Origin of the sequence: Pseudomonas sp. LFS074, assembly GCF_047978165.1 — a bacterium.
GTDB classification, from domain to species: Bacteria; Pseudomonadota; Gammaproteobacteria; order Pseudomonadales; family Pseudomonadaceae; genus Aquipseudomonas; species Aquipseudomonas putida_P.
Genome location: NZ_JBFPFV010000001.1, coordinates 3,555,659 through 3,570,259, shown reverse-complemented (window position 1 = coordinate 3,570,259; position 14,601 = coordinate 3,555,659). Strand labels below are relative to the sequence as shown.

The window sequence follows — 14,601 nt, the reverse complement described above, 5'->3', positions numbered from 1 at the left end:
TCAGGGGAAGGGCACTGGTTGCGCCGGCTGCAATGGCAGGTTGGCTTGCTGCCAGGCATCCACGCCGTCGCGGTACCAATACAGGTTGTTATAGCCCAGGGCTTTCGCGCGTTTTACCGCGTTCCAGCTTAACCAGCAATCGGAGCGGCAGTAAAACACCAGTGGTTGCTCCGGGTGACCGGCGCTGGCTTTGTGCAGGTTACGCACGAAGTAGTCCTGCCAGGCCTGGGTCAGTTCGCCGTCGCCGGTGTTGGCCAGCCATAGGCTGCCGGGGAGGTTGGCGTGCGGCTCGTCTTCGATGAAGCGCCCTTGCAGCCATTGGCGGCGATAGACGTCGATCAGCACCGGCCTGGGGGTTTGGCCCAGCAGGTGCTGCAGCGTGGCGGTGTCGATGACCTGGCCGCCTTCGACCTGTTGCGGGGTCGGGCTGCGGTAAAGGGTGGCGCGATAGCCCTCGGCGGTAAACAACGGCGCGGTGTCGGCGTGGGCGATACCCAGTGACAGACACAGCGTAAGGGCAGCCAGCAGGGGGCGCGGGGCACGTGGCATGGTTTTATCCTTTTTGTTATAGGCCCATTACATGCCAGTGGTGGTGCGTTGTGAATGCGACGATCAGACAGCAAAGGCAGTACTAAAGTAGTAGGCGGCCGCCGCCACAAGAAAGGCGCACTCACAAGCCTGGTTGATCAGCGGGGCTTGCGCAGCGCCGCATGCTGGGGGTTGAAGGTGAGTATCGCCAGCAGCGTGAACAATGCGGTCAACCCAAGGCACACCACCAGTGCCAGCAGGTTCAGGCGCTCATAGAGCGCATACCGCACCAGCTCCACGGCATGGCTGAACGGGTTCACAGCGCACAGCCAATACAGCCACTGGCTGGCCTCGCGCATCTTCCACAGCGGATACAACGCTGAAGACAGGAAAAACAGCGGGAAAATCACGAAATTCATCACCCCGGCAAAGTTCTCCAGTTGGCGAATCGCGTTCGACAGCAACAGCCCCAGGGCGCTGAGCATGAAGGCCACCAGCAACAAGGCCGGCAACGCCAGCAGCAAGCCCGCAGCCGGTGGCTGCACGCCGTACAGCCAGGCGATGGCGAGGAAGGCATAGACTTGCAGCAGGGATATCAACGAGGTCGCCAACAGCTTGCTGGCCAGCAGAAACGGCCGGGGTAACGGGCTGGTCAGCAATACGCGCATGCTGCCCATCTCGCGGTCATACACCATCGACAGTGAGCCCTGCATGCCGTTGAACAACAGAATCATGCCGGCCAGGCCCGGAATGATGTACACCTCGTAGGGGATGTAGGTGTCGTAAGGCTCGATGATGGCAATGCCCAGCGCCGCGCGAAAGCCGGCTGCGAACACCAGCAACCACAGCAGTGGGCGCACCAGGGCGCTGAGCAGGCGCGTGCGCTGCAACACGAAGCGCAGCCATTCGCGCAGCATGATGCCGTTGAAACATTGCCAGTAGGCGTTCATTGGGCGTCGGCTCCTGAAGGGGTGCTGGTCAGGCGGGCAAAGGCGTTGTCGAGGTCGCCGCCGTGCTCCAGGCTCAGCGCATCGGCCGTGCCACTGGCCACCAGGCGCCCCTGATGCAGTATCAACAGGTCATCGCTGGGCTGCACTTCGTCCAGCAGGTGGGTGGCCCACAACACACTCAGTTGCTGCTCGCGGCACAGCCGACGCAGGTGCTGGTTGAGCGCCAGGCGGCTGGCCGGGTCGAGGCCCACACTGGCCTCGTCGAGCAGTAGCAGGCGTGGTTCATGCAGCAGCGCGCGGGCAATTTCCACCCGGCGGCGATGGCCGATGTTCAGCTCGCGCACTCGATCGCGCCGGCGCTCGCCAAGGCCTTGGCGGGCCAGTTCGGCTTCGACGCGCTGGTCGCTCTGGCGCCGCGACAGGCCATGCAACGCGGCGTGGTAGCGCAGGTTTTGTTCAACGCTCAGGTCCAGGTCCAGGGTGCTTTGTTGAAACACCACGCCCAACTGGCGCAATGCCGGGCGTGCAGCGTTGCGCAGCGAGCAGCCGCACACGCGGATGTCGCCGTGCTGCAGGTCGTACAGCCGGGTAAGCAGGGCGATCAAGGTCGATTTGCCGGCACCATTGGGGCCCAGCAACGCGGCAAAACGCCCGGGCGCCAGGCTGAAACCGACCTGCCGGAGTGCCTCGCGCGCGCCATAGGCAAAGCTCACGTCACTTACATCGAGGGCGTTCATGGTGTCACCACCACACCCCAGGGGTAGCGCCCGACCTTAACCGACTTGAGCACCTTGAGGTTCTTCACATCGATGACCGAAACGTCGCCGCTGACACCGTTGGTGGCCAGCAACTGGCTTTGGTCCGGGGTAAAGGCCAACTGCCAGACTCGCCGCCCGACCAGCAGGTAGTCGAGTACCTCGTAGGTCTTGGCATCGATCACCGCCACATGATTGGCCGGGCCCAGGGCGACGAAGGCGTACTTGCCATCGGCGCTGAGCTTGATGCCCACCGGCTGGACCTTGTCCGGGTGCACGCCCTTGATCTGGAAGTTCAGGGTTTTCAGCACCTGGCGCGTGGCCACGTCGAGGATGGTCACCGTGCCGCCGATTTCCGCCGAGGCCCACAGTTTCGAGCCGTCCTTGTCGAACTCGACGAAGCGCGGGCGTTGATCGACCAAGGTGCTGTCGGCCAGGGTCTGGGTGCTGGTGTCGATCCAGTGCAGCATGTTGGTGGTTTCGCTGGTGTTGACCGCCCATTTGCCGTCGGGGCTGACCGCCATGCCTTCAGGTTCGATGCCGACGTCGATCTGCCCGAGCACCTTGTCGGTCACGGTGTCGATCACCGTCACCAGCGCATCGTCTTCGTTGGACACATACAGCCAGCGGTCATTGGGGTGCAGGGCGAACTGCTCGGGGTCCTTGCCGGAGGGCAGCTCCTTGATGATCTTGCGGGTGGCCACGTCCATCACTTGCACCCGGTCCGAATCGCTGGCGCAGATGTACAGCAGCTTGTTGTCGTGGGACAGCAGCAGGCCGCGCGGGCGCTGGCCCACCGGCAGGGTTTCGGTGACTTGCAGTGTTTGCATGTCGATCAGGCTGAGGCTGTTGTCCTTTTCGTTGGAGACCCAGGCGGTGGCCGCCGTGGCGTGCCCGCAGGCCAGCGCCAGGGCGCCCGACAGCAGGCTGGGGTAGAGCAGGGCCCGGTGGAAGAAGGGGCGGCGCATGGCGAATTCCTTGTTGTTGTGGTTGTTGGGTCAGGGGTAGCTGCACGTCACTTCGGGCTTGTCGTAGCCCAGGCTGTCCATTTCATTGAAGGGATGCAGGAAGCCCTCCTGCGGCGAGGTGCTGACCAGGGCCCGCGGCTGCACCAGCGCAATCGGCTGGCGCAGTTCACCGTTCCATGGGCGGTAACTGAGCTTGCGGCCCTTGAAGCCGTCCAACGGCAACTGCTCGCTGAGCAGCAGTTGCTGCAGCGCGCGTGGTTCGGCCTGGCGCAGCTTGCTGGCCGCGCTGGCGACGCTGCGCACAGCCATCCAGGCGGCGAAGTCGCGGTCGTTCATCCAGCGCCCGGCCTGGGCCTCGAAGCGCTTTTGCAGCTGGGCCGCACCGAAGGTTTCCACGGTCTTGTGCCAGCCCGTGGGGGTCAGGCCCTGGGTGCCGGCCACCGGGCGCGGGTACCAGGTCTGGTAGGGCAGGTATTCGCCGAAGTCGCCGCGTTCGTCAGCCACCAGCACCACGTCGTATTCGGCGGTTTGGGTGAACAACGGCATGTCGGCCTGGGCGCTGCGGCGCTGGTCGTTGTCGAAGGTCCAGGTTTTTTCCGCGACCAGTTGCACACCAAAACGCTTCAGTGCGCGGCGCAGGGCGTCGGCGTAGGCTTTGTCGTCCTCGGTCTGGCCGACCACCAGCAGCGCCCGCTGCCACTTGCGCAGCACCAGGAACTGCACCAGGGCATCGGCCAGCATGGCCCGGCCCGGCAGGCTGTGCAGCACATTGCCCAGGCACTGGCTGCTGCGCAGGCTGTCGTCAGGGCTGCCGGCATTGAACAACAGGCTGTCGGGCAGGGCGGCGGACAGCGCGCGCAGGCTGGCTGCTGGGGCGTTCACCACGAACAGGCGCAGGCCTTGGTCATGTTGGGCGTTGGCGGCCTGCAGCAGGGCCTCGGGGCTGTCGACCGTGGCGCTGGTCAGCTGGAAGTGCTGTTTCAGGAAGCGCCCGGTGCTGTTGCTGTCGACAATCGCCAGTTCCGCCCCTTGCAGGCCGGCGTCGGCAGGCTCGGGGATGATGTTGGACAGCAGTGGGCCGGGGTCGGGGCGATAGCCCAGGTAGCCGATGCGCACCTGCAACGGTTCTGCAGCGCACACCAAGGGCGCCGACAACGTCGCGGCCAGGGCCAGCAGGCAGGTCAAGGCAAGTTGGGCAGGCTGGCGCATAACACACTCCACGGCAGATGGCGCCAGCATAGGAACCCCGCCGGGAGGGGGAAATATGCAGAAAGTAGCGCTCGGCCGGTACCAAGGTAGTAATTCACCGCGCAGGCCACGGTTTTACGATGGGCCGCAGCGCCCCGAGGAGAACCGCCCATGCGCCTCATCAACCTGTCTGCCCTGTGGCGTATCAACCTTTGGGTCACCTTCTGCTTTGCCCTGGTGACGCTGGCGTGCGCCGGGGTGCTGTTGCACCAGGCGGTGGCGGACGTCGAGCGTGAGTTGCAGTCTGCCGAAGCCGTGGTGGCGTACCTTGGCGACACTGCCGAGCGTGACCCGGCGAGCCTGCAACCCGGCCTGACCGAGCGCTTGCGCCATGTGCGGGTGCACTGGCTGGCGCCGGGTGAAGCTGCACAGCTTCCACACCAAGGCGGTGTCGATGCCTGGCTGGGGCGTCAGCTGTTTGGCGAGCGCGATCACAGCAGTCGGCTGCTGGCGCTGAGTGACGGGCGCCGAGTGTTGATAGCCGTGGATGCGCGGGATGAAATCGACGAAGTCTGGGATTCGCTGCAGCAACTGCTGAGCCTGTGCGGCCTGGCCCTGTTGTTGAGCCTGTTGACCATCCGCTGGGCGGTGCGGCGTGCCATGGGCCTGCTGGAGGAATTGCTGGGTGCCTTGCGCCAGGTTTCAGGCGGGCAATTGACAGCACGCCTGCGCGAAGCCGGCCTGCCGGAAGCGCGCCAGTTGGCGGAACACTTCAACCGCATGGCTGCCACGCTGGAGCAGGCCCAGGCTGACAATGCCCACCTGACCCAAGCCCTGTTGGCGGTGCAGGAACAAGAGCGTACCCAGCTGGCGCAGACCCTGCACGATGACCTGGGGCAGTACCTGGCCGGCATGCGTGCTCAGCTCTGCCTGTTGCGCATGGTGGCCGATCAGCCTGCGGTGGTGACGCAGACGGCGCACGCCCTCGAATTCAATTGCGAGCGCTTGCAGCAGGGTTTTCGCGCGCTGGTGCACAACCTGTACCCCGTGGCGCTGCACTACATGCCGCTGGCCGAGGCTTTCGGCCTGCTGGTGAGCCAGTGGCAGGCCAGCCAGGGCATCGAATGCCGGCTACGGGTTGGCGAGCACTTGCCGGCGCTGCCTGGGCCGAGCAGAACGCACTTGTACCGCTTGCTGCAGGAGGCGCTGACCAACGTCGCCCGGCATGCCGGCGCCAGCCAGGTGCGGGTACGTCTGCAGCGCAGTGCCAAGGGTTTGCGCCTGTTCATTCGCGACAATGGCTGCGGCGCACGCCCGCCCCAGCGCCCAGGGCTAGGTTTGCACTCGATGGCCGAGCGCGCCCGTAGCCTGGGCGGGGAGCTGCGTATTTTCAGCCGCCCGGGTGGCGGCTGGGCGCTGGCCCTGAACATTCCCAAGGAGGTGTGATGAATATCGTGTTGGTCGATGACCATGCCGTGGTCCGCCAGGGCTACGCCAGCCTGCTGCGGGCGGTGCTGCCGTTGATGCAGGTGCGTGAGGCTGCCAGTGGTGAAGAGGCGCTGGCCCGGGTGCAGGAGCAAGTCCCCAACCTGGTGATCATGGACTTTGGCCTGCCCGGTATCAGTGGCCTGGAAACCACCCGCCGCCTGCGCCAGCGCCTGCCGCAACTGCGGGTACTGTTTTTCAGCATGCACGACGAGCTGCCGCTGGTGCGTCAGGCGCTGGACGCGGGGGCCTCGGGCTACCTGACGAAGAACTCGGCGCCCGAGGTGTTGATCGAGGCGGTGCAGCGGGTGATGGCCGGGCATGCCTACATCGAGCAGCCTCTGGCCACCCAGTTGGCGTGCACGTCACAGCAGAGCGCCAGTGATCCACGGTTGCAGCGCATGACCCAGCGCGAGCTGGAGATTTTCACGATGCTGGCCAAGGGGACGCCGATGCGGGTGATTGCCGAGCAGTTGTGTATCAGTGCCAAGACCGTGTCCAACCACCTGACCTTGCTCAAGAGCAAGTTGCAGGTCAGCTCGCATGCCGAGCTGGTGCACCTGGGGATCGACCTTGGGGTGGTACGGGTGGCGGGGTGATGGCCGACATGACAGAAGTGGCGCTCGGTCTCCCAGGCGCCACACATCCCACGTCGAACCCTGCGCTCACTTGTCCCAAGTCTCAGGGCACCCTTTGCACCCTTCCATGTTGGCCTCCTGAAAATTCCCGTAATGCTGCCGCGCCCCGCGCAAATCGGCGCGGGCCAGGTTGCTCTGGCCAAATTTTGCTTCCTGCAGGTTGGCATCGCCCAGGTTGGCCCCTTGTAGATCAGCCTTGCTCAACCAGGCCATCTCCAGGTCCGCCGCCTGCAAGTTGGCCTGCTGCAGCTTCGCCCCGGACAGCCTGGCGAACTGCAGGTAGGCCGCACTGAGGTCGGCCTTGGCAAACTGTGCCCCTTGGGCGAACAGCCCCCAGCCCTGAATGGCCACCAGCCTGCTATTGCTCAGGTCGGCCAAGCGCAGGTTGCTCTGTTGCAGGCTGGCGCGGGTCAGGTTGGCGCCTTGCAGGCGGGCCCTTTCCAGGTTGGCCAGGTCCAACTGGGCATGGCGCAGGTCGGCATCGCGCAGGTCGGCGCCGGCCAGGTTCATCTTGCGCAGGTCCTGGTTGGCCAGCTTGGCGCCGCGCAGGTTGGCCCCCGGGCACTGGCTGGCTTCGGCAATCACGCAGCCGTTGATGGTCAAAGGGGCATCGTTGCCAGCATCGTCGGCATTCTCGGCCATGGCAGGGGACAGCACCAACAGCAAGGCAAAGGGTAAGTAGTTCATGGCGAAAGGCTCTATGCAGAAGAAGGGCTGATGCGGGGAGGGGCACAGGCCCGCTCCCCGCTGCAGGTCAACGCTGTGCAGTCTTGGTGTCCCAGCTAGGGATCTTGAACACCCAGAACGAGCCGCCCTGCGCCACGGGTTTGGTCAGCTCGGCCATGTCGCCGCCCCACAGCGGCACCGCGCCGCCATAGCCCACGGTCACGCCGATGTACTGCTCGCCATCCTGCTCCCAGGTGATGGGCGGCGAAACGATGCCGCTGCCGGTCTGGAACTTCCACAGCTCCTTGCCCGTCTTGGCGTCGAACGCCTTGAAGAAACCGTCACCCGTGCCGGTGAATACCAGGTTGCCCTTGGTGGCCAGCACGCCTGCCCACAGCGGCAGGTGCTCCTTGTGTTCCCACACCAGCTTGCCGGTAGTCGGGTCCATGGCGCGCAAGGTGCCGACGTGGTCGTCGTACATGCGCTTGATACGGAAGCCCATGCCCAGGTAGGCCGAGCCTTTCTTGTAGTTCACTTCCTCGGTCCAGTATTCCTCTTTCCACTGGTTGCCGGGGATGTAGAACAGGCCAGTGTCTTGGCTGTAGGCCATGGGGTTCCAGTTTTTGCCGCCAAGGAACGGTGGCGAGACTTCCACCGGCTTGCCCTTGGTTTCACCCGGCAACGGCTTGGCCGGGCGTTGGCCGGGGTTTTCCACCGGGCGCCCGGTCTTCAGGTCGATGTGGCTGGCCCAGGTGATGTTGTCGACGAAGGGGAAGGCGTTCTGCAGCTTGCCGTTGTTGCGGTCTACCACGTAGAAGAAGCCGTTGCGGTCGGCGTGGGCGGTGGCCTTGACCACTTTGCCGTCCTTATCTTTGTAGTCGAACAGCACCAGCTCGTTGTTGCCGGAGAAGTCCCAGGCATCGTTGGGGGTGTGCTGGTAGAACCATTTGACCTCGCCGGTGCTCGGGTCGACGCCGACCTGGCCGGAGGTGTACAGGCTGTCGAAGTCATGCGGGTTGCCGTCCTTCGACGTGCGCGCCCAGGTATTCCACGGGCCGGGGTTACCCGCGCCAACGATGATGGTGTTGGTCTCGGGGTCGAAGCTGGCGCTTTGCCAAGGGGCGCCGCCGCCGTGGCTCCAGGCCTCGACCTTGCCGGTTTCGGTGGTGGGGTCGTCTGGCCAGGACGGCGCCTTGACATCGCCGGTTGGGGTGCTGTCCTTGCCGTTCAGGCGGCCCATGTGGCCTTCGACGAAAGGCCGCATCCACACCTCTTCGCCGGTGTCCGGGTCGCGCGCGAACAGCTGGCCGACCACGCCGAATTCATCGCCGGAGCTGCCGTGGATCAGCAGGACCTTGCCGCTGGTCTTGTCCTTGATCAGCACCGGTGCGCCGGTCATGGTGTAGCCGGCGCTGTGGTCGCCGAACTTCTTGTTCCACACCACTTTGCCGGTGTTTTTGTCCAGGGCGATGACCCGCGCGTCTAGGGTGCCGAAGTAAATCTTGTCGCCGTAGATCGCTGCCCCGCGGTTGACCACGTCGCAGCACGGGCGAATGTTGTCGGGCAGGCGATGGTTGTAGGTCCACAGGCGTTTGCCGGTCTTGGCATCGAGGGCGAATACCCGTGAGTAGGAGCCTGTGACGTAGACCACGCCGTCGCTGACGATGGCCTGGGACTCCTGGCCGCGCTGCTTCTCGTCGCCGAAGGAGTAGGACCAGGCCGGCGTGAGCTTGAACACGTTCTGGTCGTTGACCTGGGCCAGCGGGCTCCAGCGCTGGGCGTTGGTGCCCATGCCGTACTGCAGCACGTCCTGGGTGGTCAGGTGGTCATTGGCGATGTCTTCCCAGGTGACGTGCTTGCCGGCAGGTGCAGCAGAGGGGGTGGCCGCTGTTGCCACAGTGCCCAGGGCCAGGCTACCGGCCATCAGCAGGACGCGCACGCTCAAGGCCAGAGGGGAAAGGGCGGGTAGCGATCTTATTGTCATGGTTGCAGTTCCCAGTGGAGGTTTTGGCCTGCACAGGGTGGGGTGGGGCGGTGGTTGCGGGATACGGAAAAATTCCCGCCCTTGCCGGGAAGAGTTCCCGCACGGCACCTCAATTGGCCCTTCGCCACAAGCCCTACTACCAAGGGAGTAAGGCCCGGCCACCAAAGCAGCATTCGGCCGCCTGCGGGCTGTTTCTAAGATGGCGGCACGGCCTCTGTGGTTGAGGCTTTGCGTGCAATGGTGAGGGCATAACAATGACAAAAAAACGCGATGTGTTGCTTGCTGCAGGGTTGCTGGCCGGGGCTGTGCTGACCGGCACGGCCTGGGCCCATGGCAACGTGGTGCCCCAGGCCGTGGAGACCAAGGGCTTGACCTCGATCAAGGACGCTGGCGTTAGCCTGGACGGCGACGGTTGGGCGGCAGTGAACCCTTACCGCAGCTCACCCGAGCACGACAAGGCCGTGGAAATCGGCGCCTCGGCCTACAACCAGAACTGCGCGGCCTGCCATGGGCTGGAGGCCAAGTCCGGCGGTATCGCCCCGGACCTGCGCATGCTCGATGCCGGTGATGCCGGCGATGAGTGGTTCGTTGAGCGGGTGCGCCACGGTGCGGTGCGCGACGGCCGCGTGTACATGCCTAAGATGGCCGATTACCTGAGCCAGGAAGCGCTGTGGGCGGTGCGCACCTACCTGGACAGCGTGCACGTCGAGGAGTGACGGCCATGCGCCTGTGGACGGTGCTGTTGAGTGGCCTGCTGCTGTGTTGCGCGGTGGCTCAGGCGCAGGTGCGCAACTACGACGCGATCATCGCCGCCGGCGAGTTGAAAGTGGCGGTGTACAAGGATTTCGCACCCTACAGTTTCCAGGACCACGGCCAGCCGCGAGGCGTCGATGTGGAGCTGGCACAGGCCCTCGCCACGGCCTTGGGGGTGCGCCTGCAACTGATTTGGGCACCGCCTGGAGAAAAGCTCGACGATGACCTGCGCGACTACATCTGGCGCGGCAGCCCGCTGCGCCACCAGCAATTGGCCGACCTGATGATGCGGGTGCCATACGATCACGATTACGCGCAGAAGCGCAACGAACTGGGCGAGCTGGAAAACGCCCAGGTGGTGATGTTCGGCCCCTATCAGCAAGAGCGCTGGCAGGTGGCCTATGACCAGCGCCGGCTGGCCTCGGTGGCCAGTGTGGCGGTGTTCCAGCAGCACCCGATCGGGGTCGAGGTCGACAGCGTGCCGTCGTTCTACCTGACCTCGGTGTTCAACGGCATGCTCAGCGCCAAGACCCACCATTACCCCAACGTGCAGCAGGCATTTGCCGCGATGCAGGCCGGCCAGGTGGACGCGGTGATGGCGATGCGCGGCGAGGTCGACTGGCAGCTGCACCAAGCCGCCGACCCGCAACTGGCCCTGGCGGAAAACGCCTACCCGAACCTTGGCAAGCAAGCCTGGGAAATCGGCATGGCTGTGCACGAAAGCAACCGGCAGTTGGCCTATGCGGTGGAGGAGGCCCTCGAGGGCATGATCCGTGATGGCCGGCTCAAGGCGATGTATGCCACTTACGGCCTGCGTTACGAGGTCCCGGAGATGTATCAATAGGAGTGGCCATGAACTGGCGAGCGACGTTCCTGCTGGCCTGCTGGATGCCCTTGGCGGCCCAGGCTGCGACGCAGGGCACCCACATAGACCCGGTGCCCTCGGTCATGTGGGACTTCTACCACAAGCAGATACTGGGCCAGGCAGCGTTCGTGTTCGATGACCGTGTAAAACTGCTGGCGCCGCCCTTTGCCGAGGACGCGCGGCAGGTGCCGCTGGAGATCGACGCCCGGGCGTTCACAGGCGAGGTGGTGCGGATCATCGCCTGGGCCGAACTCAACCCGCTGCCGCGCATCGTCGACTTCCAGCCTGGCGAGCGCGTGCTGCCCTGGTTGTCGATCCGTATTCGTATCGAGCAGGCCACGCCGCTGCGTGCCGCCGTGCTGACGCGCGATGGCCTGTGGCATGTCGGCTCGACCCTGATTGATGCCGCAGGTGGCGGGTGTACCGCGCCCAGCGTAGTCCGTACCCAACCCGGCTGGGAGGAGCACCTCGGTGAAGTGCTGGGCGGGCGCTACCCGCGTGGCGACAGCAGCCGCCTGCGCCTGCAGGTGGCCCACCCGATGGATAACGGCCTGGTCAGCGGCATTCCCGAGTTCTTCCTCAACCATGCCGAGTTGCAAGGCGACGACGGCCAGCGCCTGGCGAGCCTCGAGCTGTACCCGGCGGTCAGCGAAAACCCCAACCTGGGCTTTGACATCCGCGGCACCGGGCCAACCCGGCTGTTGTTGCAGGACAACAGCGGCAACCAGTTCGAGGCAGCGGTGCCCTGAGCAGTTGCCCGACTTCACCCCAGACCAGAGGCGCCGTCATGCGTTGGACCCTGCTATTGCTACTGTGCCTGGGGCTGCCGGCCCAGGCCGACCTGGAATACCGGCTCACTCCCCGGCAGATCGCCGAGGGCACCTGGTTGCTGGAAGGCAGCACCGACAATTTTGCCAAGGCCAATGGCGGCAATGTGGTCAACACCGCATTCATCGTCACCGACAGTGGTGTGGTGGTCATCGACAGCGGGCCATCGAAACGCTATGGCGAAGCGATGCGTCAGGCGATTGCCACCGTCACCGAAAAGCCGGTGCTGGAAGTGCTGTTGACCCATCATCACCCTGATCACGTACTGGGCAACCAGGCCTTTGCAGATGTGCCGATTGGCGCCTTGGCCGGCACCCGCGACCTGCTGCGCCAGCAAGGCGACGCCATGGCCGAAAACATGTACCGCCTGGTTGGCGACTGGATGCGCGGTACCGAGGTGGTGTTGCCGACCCAGGTGCTGCAGCCGGGGGGGCGTGAAGTGGGCGGGCACCGCCTGCGGCTGCTGGCGCTGAGCGGGCATACCGGTGCCGACCTGGCGATTCTCGATGAAAACACCGGCGTGCTGTTCGCCGGCGACCTGGTGTTCTACGAACGTGCCCTGACCACGCCCAACAGCCCGGGGCTGGAGGTGTGGCTCAAGGACCTGGACACCTTGCAGGCGTTGCCCTGGAAGCAACTGGTGCCCGGCCACGGCCCGGTGGCCAGTGATGCGCAGCCGTTCGCGCAGATGCGTGACTACCTGGGTTGGCTGGATGGCCTGATGCGTGATGGCGCGGCGCGCGGCGATGACATGGCAGAGATGATTCGCAGGCCCATCCCTGAGAGGTTTGCCGGGATCAGCTTGACGCGGTATGAGCTGATTCGCAGTGTCAGCCATCTGTATCCGCGTTATGAGCGACAGCAGCTGCGGCGGGTGGATGGGGGCGGTGAGGCTTTTTAGGGTTCGTCATGGCATTTTTTGCGCCTGTGAGATCGAGCGCCGCGCGGGCGGCGCTCGATCTGTGCCCCCACGCAAATCCCAAGCCGATACCAAGGAACTAGAAATCTCCGCACTGCGGCCAATTGTTGGTAACCGGGTAGGCAACCAAGAATTCTCGGCACACCGGGAAATTTTCCCGGACACAACAATAAAGCCAAAGGTAGCCGTCATGACCCGATCCCCACGTCGCCCCTTGTTCGCCGTGAGCCTGGTGCTCAGCGCCATGCTGCTTGCCGGCGCGGCTCACGCCGCTGTCAGCAATGAAGAAATCCTCCAGGACCCGAAGAACCCGCAGCAGATCGTGACCAACGGCCTGGGCGTGCAGGGCCAGCGCTACAGCCCGCTGGACCTGCTCAATGCCAACAACGTCAAGGAACTGCGGCCGGTCTGGGCGTTCTCCTTCGGCGGTGAGAAGCAGCGCGGCCAGCAGGCCCAGCCGCTGATCAAGGACGGGGTGATGTACCTGACCGGCTCCTACTCGCGGGTGTTCGCCGTGGACGCCCGCACCGGCAAGAAGCTGTGGCAATACGATGCACGCCTGCCGGATGACATCCGCCCGTGCTGCGATGTGATCAACCGTGGCGTGGCGCTGTACGGCGACCTGGTGTTCTTCGGCACCCTCGACGCCAAGCTGGTGGCCTTGAACAAGGACACCGGCAAGGTGGTCTGGAGCAAGAAAGTGGCCGACCACAAGGAAGGCTACTCCATCAGCGCCGCGCCGATGATCGTCAACGGCAAGCTGATCACCGGCGTTGCCGGTGGTGAGTTCGGCGTGGTGGGCAAGATCCAGGCGTACAACCCGGAAAACGGCGAGCTGCTGTGGATGCGCCCCACCGTGGAAGGGCACATGGGTTATGTGTACAAGGATGGCAAGGCGATCGAAAACGGTATTTCTGGCGGTGAGGCGGGCAAGACCTGGCCTGGCGACCTGTGGAAGACCGGCGGTGCGGCGCCATGGCTGGGCGGGTACTACGACCCGGAAACCAACCTGATCCTGTTCGGCACTGGCAACCCTGCGCCGTGGAACTCGCACCTGCGCCCCGGCGACAACCTGTACTCCTCGTCGCGCCTGGCGCTGAACCCGGACGACGGCACCATCAAATGGCACTTCCAGAGCACGCCCCATGATGGCTGGGACTTCGACGGCGTCAATGAGCTGATCTCGTTCAACTACAAGGACGGCGGCAAGGAGGTCAAGGCTGCCGCCACGGCCGACCGCAACGGCTTCTTCTACGTGCTGGACCGCACCAACGGCAAGTTCATCCGCGGCTTCCCCTTCGTCGACAAGATCACCTGGGCCACCGGTTTGGACAAGGATGGCCGGCCTATCTACAACGACGCCAGCCGCCCAGGCGCGCCGGGTAGCGAGGCCAAGGGCAGCTCGGTGTTCGTCGCCCCGGCCTTCCTCGGTGCCAAGAACTGGATGCCGATGGCCTACAACAAGGACACCGGGCTGTTCTACGTGCCGTCCAACGAGTGGGGCATGGACATCTGGAACGAAGGCATCGCCTACAAGAAGGGCGCGGCGTTCCTCGGCGCCGGCTTCACCATCAAGCCGCTCAACGAAGACTACATCGGCGTGCTGCGCGCCATCGACCCCATCAGCGGCAAGGAAGTGTGGCGCCACAAGAACTACGCGCCGCTGTGGGGCGGGGTGCTGACCACCAAGGGCAACCTGGTGTTCACCGGCACGCCGGAAGGCTTCCTGCAGGCCTTCAATGCCAAGACTGGCGACAAGGTCTGGGAGTTCCAGACCGGCTCCGGCGTGCTCGGCTCGCCCGTGACCTGGGAAATGGACGGCGAACAATACGTTTCGGTGGTTTCCGGCTGGGGTGGTGCGGTGCCGCTGTGGGGCGGCGAAGTGGCCAAGCGGGTCAAGGACTTCAACCAGGGCGGCATGCTCTGGACCTTCAAACTGCCCAAACAGTTGCAGCAAACGGCAAGCGCTCAGCCATAACGCTGTAACCCTACTACCAAATGACGAGAGCCCCGCTGCCAACGATGCATTCGCCCGGCACGCGGGGCATTTTACCATCGGTCCATCGCCTGTCGT

The 14,601-nt window shown here is 64.7% G+C and carries 14 protein-coding genes; 7 read left to right on the top strand and 7 right to left on the bottom strand.

The annotated features are described in order from the left end of the window. The 5 genes from ACNQP3_RS16270 to ACNQP3_RS16250 form a co-directional block, all read right to left on the bottom strand. Positions 1-549 (bottom strand): PQQ-dependent catabolism-associated CXXCW motif protein, encoded by a 549-nt coding sequence (locus tag ACNQP3_RS16270; protein ID WP_012272759.1) that lies wholly within the window; start codon positions 547-549, stop codon positions 1-3. 137 nt (positions 550-686) lie between these two features. After that, positions 687-1,478 (bottom strand): ABC transporter permease, encoded by a 792-nt coding sequence (locus ACNQP3_RS16265; RefSeq protein WP_012272758.1) that lies wholly within the window; start codon positions 1,476-1,478, stop codon positions 687-689. Then, entirely contained in the window at positions 1,475-2,215 is a 741-nt protein-coding gene (locus ACNQP3_RS16260) for an ABC transporter ATP-binding protein (protein WP_012272757.1), read from the bottom strand. The genes ACNQP3_RS16265 and ACNQP3_RS16260 overlap by 4 nt, the downstream gene beginning before the upstream one ends. Beyond that, positions 2,212-3,201: a YVTN family beta-propeller repeat protein gene (locus ACNQP3_RS16255; protein ID WP_012272756.1), complete on the bottom strand. Its 990-nt coding sequence runs from the start codon at positions 3,199-3,201 to the stop codon at positions 2,212-2,214. The genes ACNQP3_RS16260 and ACNQP3_RS16255 overlap by 4 nt, the downstream gene beginning before the upstream one ends. Positions 3,202-3,231: 30 nt before the next feature. Next, positions 3,232-4,410, bottom strand: coding sequence for an ABC transporter substrate-binding protein (locus tag ACNQP3_RS16250; RefSeq protein ID WP_060493515.1), 1,179 nt, complete (start codon positions 4,408-4,410; stop codon positions 3,232-3,234). Between the two features lie 150 nt (positions 4,411-4,560). Between ACNQP3_RS16250 and ACNQP3_RS16245 the strand changes: the two genes are divergently transcribed. After that, a complete protein-coding gene (locus ACNQP3_RS16245) occupies positions 4,561-5,835 on the top strand; it encodes a histidine kinase (RefSeq protein WP_012272754.1) in 1,275 nt (424 codons plus the stop codon). After that, complete coding sequence (locus ACNQP3_RS16240; RefSeq protein WP_012272753.1) at positions 5,835-6,473, top strand: response regulator transcription factor; 639 nt, start codon at positions 5,835-5,837, stop codon at positions 6,471-6,473. Before ACNQP3_RS16245 ends, ACNQP3_RS16240 begins: the two co-directional genes overlap by 1 nt. A 66-nt stretch (positions 6,474-6,539) precedes the next feature. Here ACNQP3_RS16240 and ACNQP3_RS16235 read toward each other — a convergent pair whose 3' ends face one another. Further along, positions 6,540-7,199: a pentapeptide repeat-containing protein gene (locus ACNQP3_RS16235; RefSeq protein ID WP_060493517.1), complete on the bottom strand. Its 660-nt coding sequence runs from the start codon at positions 7,197-7,199 to the stop codon at positions 6,540-6,542. Between the two features lie 67 nt (positions 7,200-7,266). Beyond that, a complete protein-coding gene (gene exaA / locus ACNQP3_RS16230) occupies positions 7,267-9,162 on the bottom strand; it encodes a quinoprotein ethanol dehydrogenase (RefSeq protein ID WP_012272751.1) in 1,896 nt (631 codons plus the stop codon). Positions 9,163-9,416: 254 nt separating this feature from the next. On the opposite strand from exaA, the gene pedF reads away from it, so the two are divergent. From pedF to pedH, 5 genes are all read left to right on the top strand, one after another. After that, complete coding sequence (gene pedF, locus ACNQP3_RS16225) at positions 9,417-9,878, top strand: cytochrome c-550 PedF (protein WP_264316217.1); 462 nt, start codon at positions 9,417-9,419, stop codon at positions 9,876-9,878. Positions 9,879-9,883: 5 nt separating this feature from the next. Next, entirely contained in the window at positions 9,884-10,759 is an 876-nt protein-coding gene (locus tag ACNQP3_RS16220) for a substrate-binding periplasmic protein (RefSeq protein WP_012272749.1), read from the top strand. Positions 10,760-10,767: 8 nt separating this feature from the next. Then, positions 10,768-11,529 (top strand): quinoprotein dehydrogenase-associated SoxYZ-like carrier, encoded by a 762-nt coding sequence (locus tag ACNQP3_RS16215; protein WP_012272748.1) that lies wholly within the window; start codon positions 10,768-10,770, stop codon positions 11,527-11,529. 38 nt (positions 11,530-11,567) lie between these two features. After that, positions 11,568-12,509, top strand: a complete 942-nt coding sequence (locus tag ACNQP3_RS16210; RefSeq protein WP_264316216.1) for a quinoprotein relay system zinc metallohydrolase 1 — start codon at positions 11,568-11,570, stop codon at positions 12,507-12,509. 208 nt (positions 12,510-12,717) lie between these two features. Further along, the gene (gene pedH, locus ACNQP3_RS16205) at positions 12,718-14,505 is read left to right on the top strand and encodes a PQQ-dependent alcohol dehydrogenase PedH (RefSeq protein WP_012272746.1); all 1,788 of its coding nucleotides are present in this window, start codon (positions 12,718-12,720) and stop codon (positions 14,503-14,505) included. The last annotated feature ends 96 nt before the right edge of the window (positions 14,506-14,601 follow it).